This window comes from Haemophilus sp. HN_Hi08, from assembly GCF_049824455.1.
Classification (GTDB): Bacteria; Pseudomonadota; Gammaproteobacteria; order Enterobacterales; family Pasteurellaceae; genus Haemophilus; species Haemophilus influenzae_D.
Genome location: NZ_CP187493.1, coordinates 133,488 through 151,718, shown reverse-complemented (window position 1 = coordinate 151,718; position 18,231 = coordinate 133,488). Strand labels below are relative to the sequence as shown.

Below are 18,231 nucleotides of genomic sequence, written 5' to 3'. Positions count from 1 at the left end.
AGCTTAAAACCAAAGAGAGGATAAAATGCAGGGTTCTGTTACAGAATTTTTAAAACCACGTTTAGTAGATATTGAACAAATTAGTTCAACACATGCTAAAGTGATCTTAGAACCGTTAGAGCGTGGTTTTGGTCATACTCTAGGTAATGCATTGCGTCGTATCCTTCTGTCTTCAATGCCGGGTTGTGCTGTAACTGAAGTAGAAATTGATGGCGTATTGCATGAATATAGTAGTAAGGAAGGTGTTCAAGAAGATATTCTTGAAGTACTTTTGAACCTTAAAGGTCTAGCGGTTAAGGTACAGAATAAAGATGACGTTATTCTGACATTAAATAAATCTGGAATTGGCCCTGTTGTTGCAGCGGACATTACCCATGATGGTGATGTTGAAATTGTAAATCCAGATCATGTGATTTGTCATTTAACTGATGAAAATGCTTCAATTAGTATGCGTATACGTGTTCAGCGTGGTAGAGGATATGTTCCTGCTTCATCTCGTATACATACGCAAGAAGAGCGTCCAATTGGTCGTTTGCTTGTTGATGCTTGTTATAGTCCGGTTGAACGAATTACGTATAATGTAGAGGCAGCTCGTGTTGAGCAGCGTACAGATTTGGATAAGCTCGTTATTGAGTTAGAAACTAATGGTGCACTTGAGCCAGAAGAAGCAATTCGTCGTGCAGCAACAATCTTGGCGGAGCAACTTGATGCATTCGTTGATTTACGTGATGTTCGTCAGCCTGAAATTAAGGAAGAAAAACCGGAGTTTGATCCGATTTTATTACGTCCTGTAGATGATTTAGAGCTGACAGTTCGTTCTGCTAACTGTTTGAAAGCAGAAACAATTCATTATATCGGTGATTTAGTACAACGTACTGAAGTAGAATTATTAAAAACCCCTAATCTTGGTAAGAAATCTCTTACTGAAATTAAGGATGTTCTTGCTTCTCGTGGCTTGTCACTTGGTATGCGCCTTGAAAATTGGCCACCAGCAAGTATTGCTGAAGACTAGTTTGGTCATAGGTTAAGATTTTTCTGAGAAGGATAAGATCATGCGCCATCGTAAGAGTGGTCGTCAACTAAACCGTAATAGTAGTCATCGCCAAGCGATGTTCCGTAACTTAGCAAGTGCTTTAGTTAGTCATGAAATCATTAAGACTACTTTGCCTAAAGCTAAAGAATTACGCCGTGTAGTTGAACCGTTAATTACATTAGCAAAAGTAGATAGCGTTGCTAACCGTCGTTTAGCATTTGCTCGTACTCGCAACGTTGAAACTGTTGCAAAATTATTTAATGAATTAGGTCCACGTTTTGCTCAACGTGCAGGTGGTTACACTCGCATTTTGAAATGTGGTTTCCGTGCAGGCGATAATGCACCAATGGCATACATTGAGTTAGTTGATCGTCCAGAAGTTGCTGAGGCAACAACTGAGGAATAAAAATTAATTCTAAAAATAAGCTCACTTTATATAGTGGGCTTTTTTATTTTATATATAAAAAAATCTTTATCTGATTTAATCATTACTTAGATATATTATTTACAATCAGTGAACAGTAGCAAATTTTAAGAGCATATTCGTAGATGTCGTGTATTTTTATCTAAAATTCCTTGTTTTTTAAGCTCTCTACTAATACGAATTGCGGTTTCAGTTTCACATCCACAAAATTCCGCTACTTCTCGGTAGGTCCAAGGGTAATCGGGATAACTTTCTGTTAAATTTTCAATGGCATCAATAATACGTTCGTAACTACGCTTATAAGCTGTATTACTTATTCGGTGTTCTGCATCATATAATTCATTAGAAAGTTGTTTCATAAGATAACAAGAAAAATCAGGGTTATTTGTAATAAAATTTGCGTGATTACCAGGAAATATTCTAACGATATCGGCTTCCATTAATACTTTTGCACTGCAATGATAAGATGTTTCACTAAAAATAGTACGAAAACCAAAATATTCATTAGCGTGATAAAGTCGAGTCAATGTTTCTTTGCCATTTTCTAGACTATGATACAGACCAACTAGCCCTTGTTTTAAAAAATAAAATTCTTTAGGCTTCTCGCCTTGTGCATAAATTAAGCTGTTTTTTTCTAGAGTTTTACTTTCAGAAATAATACATTCATTTAAGTTTTGTGGTAAATAATAGGGCAATGTAAACATAAAGGCGTCTTTTAATATATAAATAACTTCAGATTACTATACAAATTTCTATATTTTTCTGCTATAAGCAAATTATAAAAATGTGAAGTGTTTAACAAAATTTTAAGCTAGATAAATATTATTTTATTTTGCCAAATGATTTTGCAAATGACTTTAAATATGGATCCATATGAGAAAGTGCAGAATAATATGCCTCACAAAGTTGATTATGTGCTTTACCAAATCCTTGAATTGTACGATGTTTTGGGCAGCCTCCGTGACAGGCAAAGCGAAACTTGCAGATTTTACACTGTTCGGAAAGAAAAGATTTTGCTGCGCCAAAATTCTTTTGTTTAGTATTATTATCAAGGAGCTGTATTAGAGGGGTTTCAATAAGATTTCCGAGTTTATATTCAGGATAAACATAATGATCGCAACTATAAATATCGCCATTTTGTTCAATAACCAATTGATCGCCGCAGGTTTCACGAAAAATACATAAACTTGGTTGTAAACCAAGGTAAGCCATAAACCATTGTTCAATAAATTGAATACCAATTTTGCCTACATCATTGGCATACCATTCATCAAAAATATCAATTAAAAATTGACCGTAGTCTTTTGCTGTAGCTTGTTGCTTGTAATCGCCCATTAGTGGAATAAATTGCATATAAGATGAACCTATTCTTTTCAAGAAATGGTAGATTTCTTTAGCATATTGGACATTGAGATTATGTACCACAGTTAGTGTATTAAAAGAAACTTGGTAATTATAGAGTAAATCGAGAGCATTTATTACTTGTTGAAATGAGCCTTTTCCATTTTTAGTTAAACGATAGGTATCGTGTAAGTGCTTAGGTCCATCTATAGAAAGCCCTACAAGAAAGTGATGATCGTGAAGAAAACGGCACCAATCGGCATTAAGTAATACTCCATTCGTTTGTAGAGAATTTTCAATTTGTTTGCCATTAGCATATTTATGCTGAAAATTGACCGCTCTTTTGTAGAAATCAAGACCTGCTAGGGTTGGCTCGCCGCCTTGCCATAGGAAAGTAACTTGTTGTTGAGGCGTTGTTTCAATATAGGATTTGATATAGGCTTCTAATACTTCATTAGTCATAGCCCGTTGGTTTAAGTGAGGTTTTTCCAAGTAAAAGCAATATTGACAATCTAAATTACAAATTGAACCAGTAGGTTTTGCCATTAATTGAAATGAATTCATATCTACGTATCCTCCTTATTCTTTTTATCATAACAGAATAATTTTAACTGTATATGATAGCGATCATAAGCTGAGCATATGCTCTTACGTCAAAATGAAGTATGATTAAATGAATTTTTAAATAGGATCTAAGATGGCACTTAGCACAATTTTTATCTTACTGATTTGCGGTATTTGTACCAATGTGGTTTCTGCTATTTTTGGTATTGGCGGTGGGGTGTTGATGGTGCCAATTTTACGTACATTATTTCCTGAATTGCCGATTCAAGTTATTTCAGCTACATCACTTACCATAGTGATGTGTACTGCATTGATTAATTTATTATTTTTCCATAAGCAAAAAATTAAAATTGATTATATCAATATGATTTTATGGTCTATTGCTATGGTAATTGGCGTGCAAATTGGCTTTGAATTAAGTTTTTATTTTTCTACTGTGGTAATTAGTTTAATTTTTACGGTTAGTTTAAGTGTGCTAGCGATTAAAACATTTTTAAACAGATCGAGAACACAAATAGAAGTGTCTAATATGTCTCCTATGGAACGAGCTAAAGGTAGTATTAGTTGCTGTGGAGGAGGCTTAATTGCGGGTATTACAGGTATTGGAGGCGGATCTATCCTTGCTCCGCTTGTTGGCCAATTAAAAGGGGTAAAAACACAACAAATTGCCGTTTATACGAACTACATGATGATTATTGGCGGTATTGGTAATTTATATGGTTATCTCACAAGAGCCTTCCCTTATGATGTCAGCCTAAGTGGTCAATTAGGGTATGTAAATTTTCTTGTAGTTGGTGTCGTTACCTTGGGTTCATTTGGAATGAGTTTCTTCTCAATGAAATTGCGTGGATTAATGAATCCAGCTTTAACAAGAAAATTATTGGCGATTATCTTATTTTGTATTGCAGCCTATATGTGCATTTTGGAATTTGTATTCCATTAAATCGAATAAACTAGACCTAGTTATTCTAGGTCTATTTACTAATTAGCGTTTTCGCAATCTCTCTTGCTTGTGCATCAATTTCGAGTACATCATCAATATTTTGAATGGTATAAGGCGAAATTTTCTCAATTGTTTTCGAATTAATTTTTGCAATATCCATAAAACTAATTTGACGATCTAAAAATGCTTGTACGGCAATTTCATTAGCTGCATTCATTGCTGTTGTTGCATATTGACCCACAGCAAAGGCATCAATAGCCAGTTTTAAATTTGGATAACGATTAAAATCAGGTTCAATAAACGTCAGTTCTTTGACTTTAAAGAAATCGAGTGGTTCTACTCCAGCAAAAGTGCGGTGAGGATATGCCATAGTTTCTGCAATTGGTGTACGCATATCTGGATTTCCCATTTGAGCTATGACCGAGCCATCAACATACCGTACCATAGAATGGATAATAGATTGTGGATGAATAATGACTTCCATTTCTTCCGCATTTGCGTTGAAAAGCCATCGAGCCTCAATGTATTCCAAACCTTTATTCATCATTGTGGCTGAATCGACAGAGATTTTTTTACCCATAGACCAATTAGGGTGTGCAACCGCTTGTTCAGGTGTGATGTTGGTGAATTGTTCAAGTGGCGTGTAACGGAATGGTCCGCCAGAACCAGTGAGTATAATGTTACTTACGCCTAATTTAGAAAGTGGGCAAAAACCGATTTTTTCTTGTGCTTCTGGCGGTAACGATTGAAAGATCGCATTATGTTCACTGTCTACTGGTAAAAGCTTCGCGCCATAGTTTTTTACGGCATCAATAAAAAGCTGTCCGCAGGTTACCAATGATTCTTTATTTGCTAGTAATACCCGTTTCCCCGCTTTAACTGCTGAAAGAGTCGGTAACAATCCTGCTGCACCAACAATCGATGCCATTATCTGATCGGCATCAGGGTGTGCTGCGAGTTCACAAATAGCTCGTTGTCCTGCTAATACTTCTGTTGGAATATGATGTGCAATTAATTTTTCACGTAAAATTTTAGCTGCATTTACATTATCAAGAGCCGCAAAGTGCGGTCGGAATTTTATGCATTGTTCAAACATTGCTTCTACATTTTTTCCGCCTACGAGTGCAAATGCATGATATTTCTGAGGGTTATTTTCGATAACAGAAAGGGTACTTTTACCGATTGATCCCGTTGAACCAAGAATGACAATGTTTTGTTTTTGCATAGAATCTTCACCGCACTTTTGTTGATTATATTTTCATTGGTACGTCTAAATTCGCATACCTAATAAAATAAAGGCAGACAAAACTGTCTGCCTTTCGCATTTTTGATGATTAGAAATCCATTAATTCTTTTTCTTTATCCGCTAATACTTCATCTACCTTTTTAATGTAAATATCGGTGATTTTTTGGATTTGTTCTTCTGCTTTATGTTGTTCATTTTCGCTGATTTCTTTGTCTTTTAATAATGCTTTGATTTTATCATTCGCATCACGACGCACATTACGAACCGCAACTTTACCTTGTTCACCTTCGCCTTTCACAATTTTGATTAAATCACGACGGCGTTCTTCTGTTAATGGAGGAAGCGGAACGCGGATTGTTGTGCCAGCTGAAGATGGATTTAAACCTAAATCTGAGGTTAAAATTGCTTTTTCTACTGCAGAGATTAAAGAACGATCAAAAACAGTTACAGCTAAATTACGTGCATCTTCTGCCACTACGTTTGCTAATTGGCGAAGTGGGGTCGCAGCACCATAATATTCAACTTGAATTGCATCGAGTAAACTTGGTTGTGCGCGACCGGTACGGATTTTTGAAATATGGCCTTTTAATGCTTCAAGGCTTTTTTCCATACGATCTTGAGCATCTTTTTTGATTTGGTTAAGCATTGCATTGTCCTTTTAATTGACGAAAGTTAAAACACAGTGATTTTACTGGATTTTTGTCAATTTTTGAATACATTTATCAGCTTGAAAACAGATAAAAAATGACCGCACTTCAGTTACCCAAAGTGCGGTTAATATTTTTAGTATTTTTAATTAAGCTTTAGGACCTGCTGCAATTAACGCTTTACCTTCTTCGTTAGTTGCATATTTAACAAAGTTTTTCACAAAACGACCAGCTAAGTCTTCAGCTTTTGATTGCCATTGTGCTTTATCTGTGTAAGTATCGCGAGGATCTAAGATTGCAGAATCTACACCTGGTAATGCTTTAGGAATTGCTAAGTTGAAGATTGGCAATTCGCCCATTTCAGCTTTTTCAATTGAGCCATCTAAGATTGCATCAATGATTCCGCGAGTATCTTTGATTGAGATACGTTTACCTGTACCATTCCAACCAGTATTCACTAAGTAAGCTTCAGCACCTGCTGCTTGCATACGTTTTACTAATACTTCAGCATATTGAGTTGGATGAAGGGTTAAGAATGCTGCACCGAAACATGCTGAGAAAGTTGGCGTTGGTTCAGTAATACCACGTTCAGTACCTGCTAATTTTGCAGTGAAACCTGATAAGAAGTAGTATTTAGTTTGTTCTGGTGTCAATTTAGATACTGGTGGTAATACGCCAAATGCATCTGCAGTTAAGAAAATAACTTTAGTTGCGTGACCTGCACGAGAAACTGGTTTTACAATATTATCGATGTGATAAATTGGGTAAGATACGCGAGTATTTTCTGTTTTTGAACCATCATCGAAATCAACAGAACCATCAGCACGAACAACCACGTTTTCTAATAATGCATCGCGGCGGATAGCGCGGTAAATATCTGGTTCATTTTCTTCTGAAAGATGAATGGTTTTCGCATAACAACCACCTTCAAAGTTAAAGATACCAACATCATCCCAACCGTGTTCATCATCTCCGATTAATTCACGTTTTGGATCGGTAGAAAGGGTTGTTTTACCTGTACCAGATAAACCGAAGAAGATTGCTACATCGCCATCTTTACCAACGTTAGCTGAACAGTGCATTGCACCTACACCTTTAAGTGGTAGGAAGTAGTTCATCATTGAGAACATACCTTTTTTCATTTCGCCGCCGTACCAAGTTCCACCGATTAATTGGATACGCTCAGTTAAGTTGAATGCAACAAAGTTTTCTGAATTTAAACCCTGTTCTTTCCAGTTTGGATTAGTGACTTTAGAACCGTTCATTACAACGAAATCTGGTTCAAAATTTTTGAGTTGTTCTTCAGTTGGGCGAATAAACATATTTTTTACAAAATGTGCTTGCCACGCTACTTCAGTGACAATACGCACTGCAATACGGTCGTGTTCGCTCGCACCACAGAAGCCATCAACTACAAATAAGCGTTTACGAGAAAGTTGGTTAGTTACCAAGTCTTTTAAGCTTTGCCAAGTAGCCTGGTTCATTGGCTTGTTGTCGTTTTTTGCTACTTCAGATGTCCACCAAACAGTATCTTTGGTTTTTTCATCTAACACGATATATTTATCTTTTGGAGAACGACCTGTGAAGATACCTGTATCTACTGCCACTGCACCAGTCGTAGTTAAAGTACCTTTTTCAAAGCCTTCTAAACCTGGTTTAGTTTCTTCTTCAAACAATTGCTCGTAGCTTGGATTGTAAACAACTTCTTTTACATCATAAATGCCAAGAGCTTCAAGTTCTTTTACCACTTTATTTAAGTCTGTCATAAGTCACCTCTAATATGTAAGATTAAAATTTAACTGTGGTTTATTCTAATGGATATCAATATAAAAAAATGTTAAGTAGATCTCATTTTTGAACATTTCTTTAAAAATTTTACCTCTTTTTAGTGATGTTGTAATATAGATCAAAAATCCCAACATTGTGTCGGGATTGTTTTTAAAGTCTTGTTGATTTTAATTTTTCAATCGCTTCTTTATTAAAGAAGTAGTGTGTGCCACAACACTCACATTGCATATCAATACTGCCTTTATGCTCGGCTAATATTTCATCAATTTCTTCATCAGAGATTAAAAGTAATGCTGAACCAGAACGCTCAGCAGAGCAGCCACAGAAAAATTGTACATCTTGTGCTGGATAAAGATTAACGGTTTCTTCGTGATATAAACGATAGAGTAACTCTTCTGCAGGGAGACCAAATAATTCTTCATCTTTTACTGTTGCTGCGAGCGTAGTTAAATGCTCAAAATCTTCTGATGTACCAGAACCATCAGGCATAATCTGTAATAACATCCCTGCTGCCACTGGCTTGCCGTCATATTCTCCAGTACGAATAATTAATTGAGTTTGAAGCTGTTCTGAGCGTACAAAATAATCTTCTAAGCATTCCGTGATCGTGGGTTTATCCAAGCTAATTACACCTTGATAGCGTTCGCCTTCTTTTGGTGCAATAGTAATGACCAATACGCCTTTACCAATCATATTATGTAGGTTCATATTTTCAGTGATGTCCCCATCCACTCGAGCAAGGGCGCGGATTTGTTGTTGATCATTGCCATTTACTAATGCTAAGCGTAATGGGCCATCGCCTTGAATTTGTACGGTAATATTGCCGTCAAATTTTAGTGTGGCAGTAAGCAAATTAGTCGCTACCATCATTTCTCCCAATAAATCCTGTACTGCTTTAGGATACTGATGGGTATTTAATGTATCAGTAAATGTTTTATTTAAGCGAACCCATTCCCCACGAACTGAACGATGTTGGAAAAGATAACGGTAAAGTTTGTCATTATCTTGAGTATAGTCTTGTTGATTGGTCATTGAATATTCCTAATTGAGATAAAAAGTGCGGTGGTTTTTTCCGCACTTTTTGTCTTGATTGTTTTATTTAAGCGTTTTTGCTTATAAATAGGTGGCACTTAGAGGCTTGTAAAATCCAATGTGATCTCTAAGTTATAATATTAATTAAGCAAATCTTATTTTGGCTTCTGCAATAGCTTCGGCAACACGTAATGGCGATACGCCACCTTTTGCACAACGTTTGTCTAAGCAAGATTGGAGAGAAAGAATCTCGTAAACATCATCTCCCACTACTTCACTAAATTGGCGGAATTCAGGGATAGTCAGATCTTCTAATCCTTTGCCTTTCTCGATTGCATAAACTACCGTTTCGCCCACGATATGATGGGAATCTCGGAAAGGTACGCCCTTAGAGACTAAATAATCCGCTAATTCAGTTGCGTTTGAATAGCCTTTTAACGCAGCTTCACGAGTACGTTCAACATTTACTTTCAATTCATCTAATACGAACGTTGCCATATCCACACAGTTTTGCCAAGTATCTAAGGCATCAAAAATACCCTCTTTGTCTTCTTGCATATCTTTATTATACGCAAGTGGCAAGCCTTTTAAGGTAATTAACATGCCTGTTAATGAGCCAATCACTCTACCTGCTTTGCCCCGAATTAACTCACATGCATCAGGATTTTTCTTTTGTGGCATTAATGATGAGCCAGAAGTCACGCGGTCGGATAGTTCTACGAAATTTGCCTCTCCGCTGTTAAAGATAATCATATCTTCAGCAAAGCGGGAAAGATGCGCCATACTAAGAGAAGCGATAGAAAGTAATTCTACGACATGATCGCGGTCAGAGACGCTATCTAAGCTATTTCTAGTCGCGAAAGCGAAACCAAGATCGTGGGCGAGTGAATCACGATCTACAGCATAAGCCGTACCAGCCAAGGCACCACTACCAAGTGGGCAGGTATTCATTCGATTATAAGCATCTGTTAAACGTGAATAGTCGCGGTCGAACATTTCCACATACGCCATACACCAATGCGCAAAAGTTATTGGCTGAGCCCGTTGTAAATGGGTATAGCCTGGCATTACTGATTGCTGTGTGTTTTCTGCGGTTTGAACTAAGTGGCGTTGCAAATTGCGAACTGATTCTTGTAATTCAAGTACACGTTGTTTGCACCATAGTTTTATATCGACTGCCACTTGATCGTTACGGCTACGACCAGTATGTAATTTTTTACCAAGATTGCCTACTTTATCAATTAGCTTACTTTCAACCCAACTATGAATATCTTCAGCGTCATCTTGTAAAATTGCTTGCGGATTTGACCGCACTTCAACAAGTAGTTCATTTAGTGCTTGTTCAAGTTGATGCTGTTCTTCGATAGTTAATACATTGACTTTCGCCAAGGCTTTGGACCAACCAATCGAGCCTTGAATATCCTGCTCTGCCAAACGGTAATCAAACCGTAATGAATCATTAAAATCTTTAAAACGTTTATCTGCGGCTTGTGTAAAACGCCCACCCCAAAGTGCCATAATTCTTCCTTTTTATTTTAATTTTAATTATTCTACCGCTATGTATAGTAGCAATATGCTATTGAATAATAAAACAAAATGGACAAAACCTCTCATTTTGTCCATTTTATCTATATTGGTGCTATTTATAGGGTTTTCGCCAAATTTTTGATAAAGGATTTAAATTCTTTACCTAATTTTTCGTGACGAATACCATATTCTACGAAAGCTTCCATATAGCCAATTTTATCGCCGCAATCAAAAGTTTTCCCTGTCATATGAAATGCTTCAACGGTTTCTTTTTCAATTAGCATATCAATAGCATCGGTTAATTGTATTTCATCGCCAACACCAATTGGTGTTTTTTCCAACAAGTCCCAAATTGCTGCTGAAAAAACATAACGCCCAACCACTGCAAGATTTGATGGTGCGTCTTCAATAGAAGGTTTTTCAACAATACTATTAATTTTTGCACTTTCGCCGCCATTAAGCTCAATGTCACCACAATCTGCAACACCATAGCTACTCACATTTTCTTGCGGAACTGGGGTTACCATAATTTGGCTTGCGCCAGTTTCATTAAAGCGTTGAATCATTGCAGCAAGATTTTCTTTTTTCTGATCTGCACTAAATTCAGCTAATAATACATCTGGTAACATAACGGCAAAAGGTTCATTTCCTACTAAAGGACGACCACATAACACGGCGTGACCTAGGCCTTTCGCATTACCTTGACGAACGTGCATAATCGTTACATTTTTTGGACAGATAGAACGAACTTCTTCTAGAAGCTGACGCTTCACACGTTTTTCCAGCATCGTTTCTAATTCAAAAGATGTATCAAAATGGTTTTCGATAGCATTTTTTGATGAATGTGTTACCAGCACAATTTCTTTTATGCCAGCAGCTACACATTCATTTACCACGTATTGAATTAACGGTTTATCCACCAAAGTGAGCATTTCCTTCGGAATCGCCTTCGTGGCGGGCAACATACGTGTGCCAAGACCGGCGACAGGAATAATTGCTTTCATATAATCATATCCATTGTTTAACTAAGAGGAACCTAAATAGGGTTCATCTTTCGTTTGTTTAATTCGTTGGTAAATTTCTTCTCGGTGAACGGATACTTCTTTAGGCGCTTCAACACCGAGTTTAACTTGGTTTCCACGTACACTCAAAACCGTGATAGAAATATCATCTCCAATAAGTACACTTTCGCCAACTTTTCGAGTTAAGATTAACATCTTTTATCTCCTTAGTTTGCATTTATTAGATATCCTATCAATCAAGGAACGGTTGGCATCCCACCAACCAGCTTGTACTACAGATTTTTGTTTAACCAGTCTTGTGCCACTTTAATTGCTTGTGTCACATTTTCTGGTTGGGAACCTCCTGCCATTGCCATACCTGGACGACCACCGCCTTTTCCTCCAACTTGTTGAGCCATTAAATTAACAAGTTCTCCAGCTTTTATTTTGGCGGTTAAATCATTTGTCACTCCAACGACGAGATTAACTTTTTCATCTAATATTGATGCAAATGCAATTACGCCTGATCCGAGTTCATTTTTTAAATCATCGACCATTATGCGTAATGATTTTGTTTCTATACCATCTAATTGTTGTGCAATAACAGAAACACCGTTGATTTTGACCGCACTTTTTACAAAATCAGAACCAGCCTGCATTGCGGCTTTTTCTTTTAGACCTTGTAATTCTTTTTCCACTTTCTTCGTTTTGTCTTGAAGTTGTTGGATTTTTTCCACTAAGGTATTTACGTCTGATTTTAATAAGTCTGCGCTTTGGGTCAGAATGCGTTGTTGATTATGTAACCAGTCAATGGCATTTTGACCTGTTACAGCTTCAATACGACGAATGCCTGCAGCCACTGCATTTTCAGTAATAATTTTAAATAAACCAATATCGCCTGTGCGTTTTGCGTGAATACCGCCACACAGCTCAATTGAGAAATCGCCCATCGTTAATACACGAACCTTATCGCCATATTTTTCGCCAAAGAGAGCCATTGCTCCTTTCGCTTTTGCGGAATCAATATCCATAATATCCGTTTGAACAGGGAAGTTAGCACGGATTTTTTGGTTTACTAATGTTTCAATTTGAGTTAATTGTTCTTTTGTAATGGCTTCTGGTTGTGCAAAGTCAAAACGCAAGGCTTTATCTGAAACAAGCGAACCTTTTTGCACAACGTGTAAACCTAGAATTTGACGTAAGGCGGCGTGCAATAAGTGTGTCGCTGAGTGATTAAGTGATGTGTTGTGGCGACGTTTAGCATCCACAATCGCATTCACTGATTGTCCAACTTTTAAACTTCCTTGCGTTAATTCCCCAATGTGTCCAAATACTTGCCCATATTTTTGGGTATCTTTCACATTAAAGGTTACACCTTGTGCACTTAAATATCCGCTATCGCCAATCTGACCACCTGATTCTGCATAAAATGGCGTATTTTCTAAAATAACGACTGCACTTTGACCTGCTTCGATACTTTCTACTGATTTTCCATCATAGAAAAGAGCGGTGATTTTTGCTTGAGATTCAACTTCAGTATAGCCTTCAAACTTAGTTTCGCCATCTACACGAATAATGCTGTTGTAGTCCACGCCAAACTGGCTCGCTGCTTGCGCGCGAGTGCGTTGTGCTTCCATTTCACGGTCAAACGCTTGTTCATCAATAGTGATATTGCGTTCACGACATACATCAGCTGTTAAATCCAATGGGAAACCGTAGGTGTCATAAAGTTTGAATGCAACTTCTCCTGAAAGAACGCTGTTTTTCACTTGAGTAAGGGCTTCATCTAATAAGCTCAATCCACGTTCTAGAGTGCGAGCAAATTGTTCTTCTTCTAAACGTAATAGTTTTTCAACATTTGCTTGTTTGGCTTTTACATCTTTCCCAGCTTCAGCCATTACTTCAATTAGAGTTGGCACGAGTTTATAGAAAAAGGCTTCTTTAGCACCTAATAAATGACCGTGACGAACTGCACGACGAATAATACGACGTAATACATAACCACGACCTTCATTTGATGGAATAACGCCATCGGCGATTAGATATGCACAAGAACGAATATGGTCAGCAATAACATGTAATGATTTATTACTTAAATCTTTTGTACCTACAACTTCAGCCGTTTTAGCGATTAATGTTTTGAAAATATCAATCTCGTAGTTTGAATTAACGTGTTGCAATACAGCAGAAATACGCTCTAAGCCCATACCGGTGTCAACTGATGGACGTGGTAATTTTTCCATTGTGCCATCGGCTAAACGGTTGAATTGCATGAACACAACGTTCCAGATTTCGATATAACGGTCGCCATCTTCTTCTGGAGAACCCGGAGGGCCACCCCAAATATGATCGCCGTGATCGTAGAAAATTTCAGTACAAGGACCGCAAGGACCCGTATCGCCCATTGCCCAGAAATTGTCTGATGCGTAAGGTGCGCCTTTATTGTCACCAATGCGAATAATGCGTTCAGCAGGAACACCGACTTCTTTATTCCAGATATTGTAGGCTTCGTCGTCGGTTTCATACACGGTTACCCAGAGTTTTTCTTTAGGTAAACCAAGCCATTGTGGAGAAGTTAAATATTCCCAAGCAAAATTAATGGCATCCTGTTTAAAGTAATCGCCAAAACTAAAGTTTCCGAGCATTTCAAAGAAAGTATGATGACGTGCGGTATAACCAACATTTTCTAAGTCGTTATGTTTACCACCAGCACGCACGCAACGTTGCGCTGTGGTCGCTCTAGAATAAGGGCGTTTATCCATTCCAAGGAATACATCCTTAAATTGGTTCATCCCAGCATTCGTGAAAAGCAAAGTCGGATCATTTTCCGGTACAAGTGAACTACTTTCTACAACTTGATGACCTTTGCTATGGAAAAAATCAAGGAACGATTGTCTTATTTCTGCTGTTGTTTTCATTAAAAGGAATCCTTGTTACCCATAATAAAATAAAAACTAAATCGCCTTATTTTTGCATATTTTTGAAATTTATAAAAAGGCTTTTTGCCAAAACCCCAAAATAAAACCGCACTTCACGACGCTATTTGAGAAGTGCGGTTAAAATTTAAGTTATTTCAGATTATTCAAAAAACAATTTCTTGTTAATTATTCATCTCTAAGCGGAACAACCAACATATCAATTTTTATTGTATTCATCACTTGACGTGTTGAAGACATTAACTTACTCCAAAAATCCTGATGATGTCCCGTCACTAATAAATCCACATCATATTGTTCGATGGCATCACTTAAAACTTGTCCTAAATCGCCGCTGCCACTCAATTTTTCTGAAATTGGATAATCCTCACTTTCAGCTAAATCTAATAAGGCTTTTTGTGTTTCTGTGGAAATCCTGTCTTGCATTGAAGACATATTTACATCAATCAATCCAGTATAAAGATCCGAGAAGTTCACATCAACGTGGATGATAGAAAGTTTTGCGTCGTGGCGTTTGGCAATTCCAACTGCTTTTTTAAGTAAAACTGGACTTTCTTCAGAAAGATCTACTGCCACTAAAATGTGTTTGTACATAATCGACTCCTTAACTGATTGGTTCGGTTTTTAACTGGTTCTAATGCTAACATTTTGAGCAATAAAAAACTGTGTACTAGATCACAATTTAAACATTTTTATTAAAAATTCATTAAATTTTCAATATCTGCAATTTCTTTAGGGGCCGCTGCAGTTAGGATTTTATTACCGTATTCAGTCATCAGTAAATTGTCCTCAATGCGCACACCAATGCCTTTGTATTGCTCTGGCACATCAGCATCTTCTGAAATATAAATACCTGGCTCAACGGTAATTACCATACCGATTTCGAGTATCCGTTGCTTATCTTGTCCATAACTGCCCACATCATGCACATCTAAACCGAGCCAGTGCCCTAATCCGTGCATATAAAATTGTCGATAAGCTTGTTGTTCAATAAGTGTATCCACATCTCCTTTCAAGATGCCTAAATCCACTAATCCTTGGGTTTTAATACGAATAACTTCATCATTGGCTTGCTTGATGGAATTACCAGGTACAAGCAATTCAATCGCACGTTTTTGTGCTTTTAAAACTAACTCGTAAATTTCACGTTGAGGCTGGCTAAATTTTCCATTTACAGGAAAAGTGCGGGTAATATCGCCTGCATACATAGCAAACTCACAACCAGCATCAATCAGCACTAAATCCCCATCATTTAGTGGGCAATCATTTTCTGTGTAGTGCAAAATACAGGCGTTATTTCCCCCTGCAACAATGGAATTGTAAGAAGGAAATCTGGCGCAATGGCGATTAAATTCATGCAAAATATCGCTTTCAATTTCATATTCAAAGCGATTTGGACGTGTCGTTTTCATCGCTTTAATATGACCAAGTGCCGTAATTTGCCCCGCTTGTTGCATTAAGCGGATTTCATTCGGCGATTTTATAAGGCGCATTTCGCTGAGCATTGGTCGCCAATCTAAAATCTCGTTAAAACTTACCGCACTTTCTGTCACTAATTTATCGCCCCAAGTATGAATTTCTGGCACATAGTAAAGTGCGGTCAAATTTTTCAGTATTTTTGGCAGTACGGTATCAAATTCTTCAATAGAATAGGCTTCATTCACATTAAGTTGTTGTGGTGCAAGCTCAACACCTAATCGGCGACCATTCCAAGTTTCAAGTAACGGATCACGTGGACGGAGAAAAATAATGGCTTTTTCAGTTTGTTCTGTTTTTAGTAATAGCAGCGCAGCATTCGGTTCAGTAAAGCCTGTTAAATACCAAAAATAGCTATCTTGACGGAAAGGATAGGTACAATCATTATTACGGCGTTTTTCGATTTCAGAAAAAAGCAATAATGCCGAATTAGGTTGCATTTGAGTGAATACTCGTGTGCGGCGTTCCTCAAATTCTTCTTTAGGCAATTCAGCCATATAAGCCAATTCCATTCGAGATCTCCTTAATGTAATACAGGTTTGCTCTCAATTTCTCCTTCGTTGAAATGAGAATAGAACAACATTGCAATGGTGCGAACATATTCAATGATTTCCTCTAGTGCTTCCGCGAGTTCCTCTTCGTTATCGTCTTCATCGTAACCAAGTTGGCAAATATTTTGTAAATCATCAACCGCTTCGCCAATTTCGCCTTTTTCTTTTGATAATTCAGGTTGTGCTAAGCCAAGACCAAGTAAGAATTGGTTTGCCCAATCGGATAAGCTATCTGCTTGTGCAAAGACATTTTCATCTTCGGTTAAACCAAGTTCAAAGGTAAAGCCTTCAACATCTGATAAGGTTTGACTAATTTGTTGATAAAGTGCTGTAACGGGTTGAACTAATCCTGTTGGGTAAGCGTGATTATCATTGCTGAATTGATATAAGAGCGGTAGCCAACTTTGATCTTTTAAGCCACCACAAAGTAAACCACTTAAAAAACCGTGTAGTTCTGTTGCATTAAAGCCGATTCCAGCAGATTTAAGTTGTTGGTTAAGGTCGGAATAAGAAATAAGCATAATAGATTTCCTGAGTAAATTTGAAATTAGTGTAAACCTTTGTAAATAAAAAAGCCATTGCTTGACCAATTAAATTAGATTAAGGGGCTGGTGGTGTATTACCGCTTTTAACGCTAGAAATGAACCTAATTTATAGATCTTATAATGACATTTTTATTATAAATAATGGCTTATTTAAATTTAAACTCCGTCCAATGATAATATTGCTCGCCTGCTTTTTGAATTCCGCCGTAATTTTGCCATTCAGGATGATTAGGGGTGTCGGGTAAGCATTGAGTTTCTAATGCTATGCCAGAAAAATCGGCATATAATTCGCCATTTCTCGTTGGTGTACCTGCAAGATAATTACCCGTATAAACCTGCAATGCAGCTTGCGAGGTTCTTACTTCCAAACTTAAATCGCCAGCTGGAGAAGTCAGTAACACACAAGGCTTTTGCCAAGCTTTATTGACAATAAAAGAATGGTCGTAACCTTTTGTTGCTTGCTGATCCCCTTGTAAAAAATTTTGTTTGATGGGTTTAGCAATACGGAAGTCAAAACTTGTATTCACTACATGCTTTAATGGAGAATTAGGAATCCCCTCATTATCTACAGGTAGATAAAAATCAGCATTTAAACGTAATGTATGTTCACGCACGTCACTGCCTTGTGCTGCATTTTCTAAATTGAAATAGGCATGATTCGTTAAGTTCAATGCGGTATCCTTATCACAGATCCCAGCATATTCAATTTTTACGCTATTATCATTTGTTAGCGTATAGGTTACAGACACATCCACATTACCAGGAAAACCCTGATCGCCATCCACTGAATGTAATGAAAAACACACAAAATTCTTACCGCACTCTTGAATTTTCCAACGGCGTTTATCAAAGCCCTCTCCACCATGAAGCTGGTGTTTACCTTGATTATTACTTAATTTAATAAGTTCGCCATTCAATTCAAATTGAGCATTTGCAATTCGGTTTGCATAACGCCCTACGCTTGCGCCTAAATAGCTTTGATGAATGGGATAACCCTCTACCTTACAACCCAATAAAACCTCGCATAATGTGCCATTTATTGGCACTTTACAAGAAAGCCAAGTTGCGCCCCAATCCATAAATTGAACACGCATTCCATTTTCATTTTGCAGAGTTATAAGCTGATAAGGTGCACCATCAGGCGCATTAAAAGTGGTTTGTTCTAACATCATTTTCT

General features: G+C 37.3%; 17 protein-coding genes. 3 read left to right on the top strand and 14 right to left on the bottom strand.

Annotation, left to right across the window (positions count from 1 at the left end):
• Positions 1–25: 25 nt before the first annotated feature.
• A complete protein-coding gene (locus tag ACPT8O_RS00710) occupies positions 26–1,012 on the top strand; it encodes a DNA-directed RNA polymerase subunit alpha (protein WP_021034700.1) in 987 nt (328 codons plus the stop codon).
• Between the two features lie 40 nt (positions 1,013–1,052).
• Complete coding sequence (gene rplQ, locus ACPT8O_RS00705; protein ID WP_005648400.1) at positions 1,053–1,439, top strand: 50S ribosomal protein L17; 387 nt, start codon at positions 1,053–1,055, stop codon at positions 1,437–1,439.
• 125 nt (positions 1,440–1,564) lie between these two features.
• On the opposite strand, the gene ACPT8O_RS00700 is transcribed toward rplQ, so the two are convergent.
• Together ACPT8O_RS00700 and ACPT8O_RS00695 are read right to left on the bottom strand one after the other, a co-directional pair.
• Positions 1,565–2,161: a Crp/Fnr family transcriptional regulator gene (locus tag ACPT8O_RS00700; protein WP_425613318.1), complete on the bottom strand. Its 597-nt coding sequence runs from the start codon at positions 2,159–2,161 to the stop codon at positions 1,565–1,567.
• A 118-nt stretch (positions 2,162–2,279) separates the two neighbouring features.
• On the bottom strand, positions 2,280–3,362 hold the full coding sequence (locus ACPT8O_RS00695; protein ID WP_021034702.1) for an anaerobic sulfatase maturase: 1,083 nt from the start codon (positions 3,360–3,362) through the stop codon (positions 2,280–2,282).
• Positions 3,363–3,495: 133 nt separating this feature from the next.
• Between ACPT8O_RS00695 and ACPT8O_RS00690 the strand changes: the two genes are divergently transcribed.
• Positions 3,496–4,305, top strand: coding sequence for a sulfite exporter TauE/SafE family protein (locus tag ACPT8O_RS00690; RefSeq protein ID WP_021034703.1), 810 nt, complete (start codon positions 3,496–3,498; stop codon positions 4,303–4,305).
• Between the two features lie 31 nt (positions 4,306–4,336).
• Here ACPT8O_RS00690 and ispC read toward each other — a convergent pair whose 3' ends face one another.
• The 12 genes from ispC to galM all read right to left on the bottom strand — a co-directional run bounded on the left by ispC (position 4,337) and on the right by galM (position 18,223).
• A complete protein-coding gene (gene ispC / locus ACPT8O_RS00685) occupies positions 4,337–5,530 on the bottom strand; it encodes a 1-deoxy-D-xylulose-5-phosphate reductoisomerase (protein WP_021034704.1) in 1,194 nt (397 codons plus the stop codon).
• A 109-nt stretch (positions 5,531–5,639) separates the two neighbouring features.
• Positions 5,640–6,197 (bottom strand): ribosome recycling factor, encoded by a 558-nt coding sequence (gene frr, locus ACPT8O_RS00680; RefSeq protein ID WP_021034705.1) that lies wholly within the window; start codon positions 6,195–6,197, stop codon positions 5,640–5,642.
• A gap of 150 nt (positions 6,198–6,347) precedes the next feature.
• A complete protein-coding gene (gene pckA / locus ACPT8O_RS00675; RefSeq protein ID WP_021034706.1) occupies positions 6,348–7,964 on the bottom strand; it encodes a phosphoenolpyruvate carboxykinase (ATP) in 1,617 nt (538 codons plus the stop codon).
• A gap of 172 nt (positions 7,965–8,136) precedes the next feature.
• On the bottom strand, positions 8,137–9,018 hold the full coding sequence (gene hslO / locus ACPT8O_RS00670; RefSeq protein ID WP_021034707.1) for an Hsp33 family molecular chaperone HslO: 882 nt from the start codon (positions 9,016–9,018) through the stop codon (positions 8,137–8,139).
• A gap of 144 nt (positions 9,019–9,162) precedes the next feature.
• Complete coding sequence (gene argH / locus ACPT8O_RS00665) at positions 9,163–10,536, bottom strand: argininosuccinate lyase (RefSeq protein WP_021034708.1); 1,374 nt, start codon at positions 10,534–10,536, stop codon at positions 9,163–9,165.
• Between the two features lie 125 nt (positions 10,537–10,661).
• Positions 10,662–11,549, bottom strand: a complete 888-nt coding sequence (gene galU / locus ACPT8O_RS00660; RefSeq protein WP_021034709.1) for a UTP--glucose-1-phosphate uridylyltransferase GalU — start codon at positions 11,547–11,549, stop codon at positions 10,662–10,664.
• A 21-nt stretch (positions 11,550–11,570) separates the two neighbouring features.
• A complete protein-coding gene (gene csrA, locus ACPT8O_RS00655) occupies positions 11,571–11,762 on the bottom strand; it encodes a carbon storage regulator CsrA (RefSeq protein WP_005632782.1) in 192 nt (63 codons plus the stop codon).
• Between the two features lie 77 nt (positions 11,763–11,839).
• The gene (gene alaS, locus ACPT8O_RS00650; protein ID WP_021034710.1) at positions 11,840–14,464 is read right to left on the bottom strand and encodes an alanine--tRNA ligase; all 2,625 of its coding nucleotides are present in this window, start codon (positions 14,462–14,464) and stop codon (positions 11,840–11,842) included.
• A gap of 186 nt (positions 14,465–14,650) precedes the next feature.
• On the bottom strand, positions 14,651–15,076 hold the full coding sequence (uspA, locus tag ACPT8O_RS00645) for a universal stress protein UspA (RefSeq protein WP_021034711.1): 426 nt from the start codon (positions 15,074–15,076) through the stop codon (positions 14,651–14,653).
• Between the two features lie 101 nt (positions 15,077–15,177).
• Positions 15,178–16,470 (bottom strand): Xaa-Pro aminopeptidase, encoded by a 1,293-nt coding sequence (gene pepP / locus ACPT8O_RS00640; protein WP_021034712.1) that lies wholly within the window; start codon positions 16,468–16,470, stop codon positions 15,178–15,180.
• 11 nt (positions 16,471–16,481) lie between these two features.
• The gene (locus tag ACPT8O_RS00635; protein WP_021034713.1) at positions 16,482–17,030 is read right to left on the bottom strand and encodes a YecA family protein; all 549 of its coding nucleotides are present in this window, start codon (positions 17,028–17,030) and stop codon (positions 16,482–16,484) included.
• A 170-nt stretch (positions 17,031–17,200) separates the two neighbouring features.
• Positions 17,201–18,223, bottom strand: a complete 1,023-nt coding sequence (gene galM / locus ACPT8O_RS00630; protein WP_041175276.1) for a galactose-1-epimerase — start codon at positions 18,221–18,223, stop codon at positions 17,201–17,203.
• Positions 18,224–18,231 lie beyond the last annotated feature (8 nt).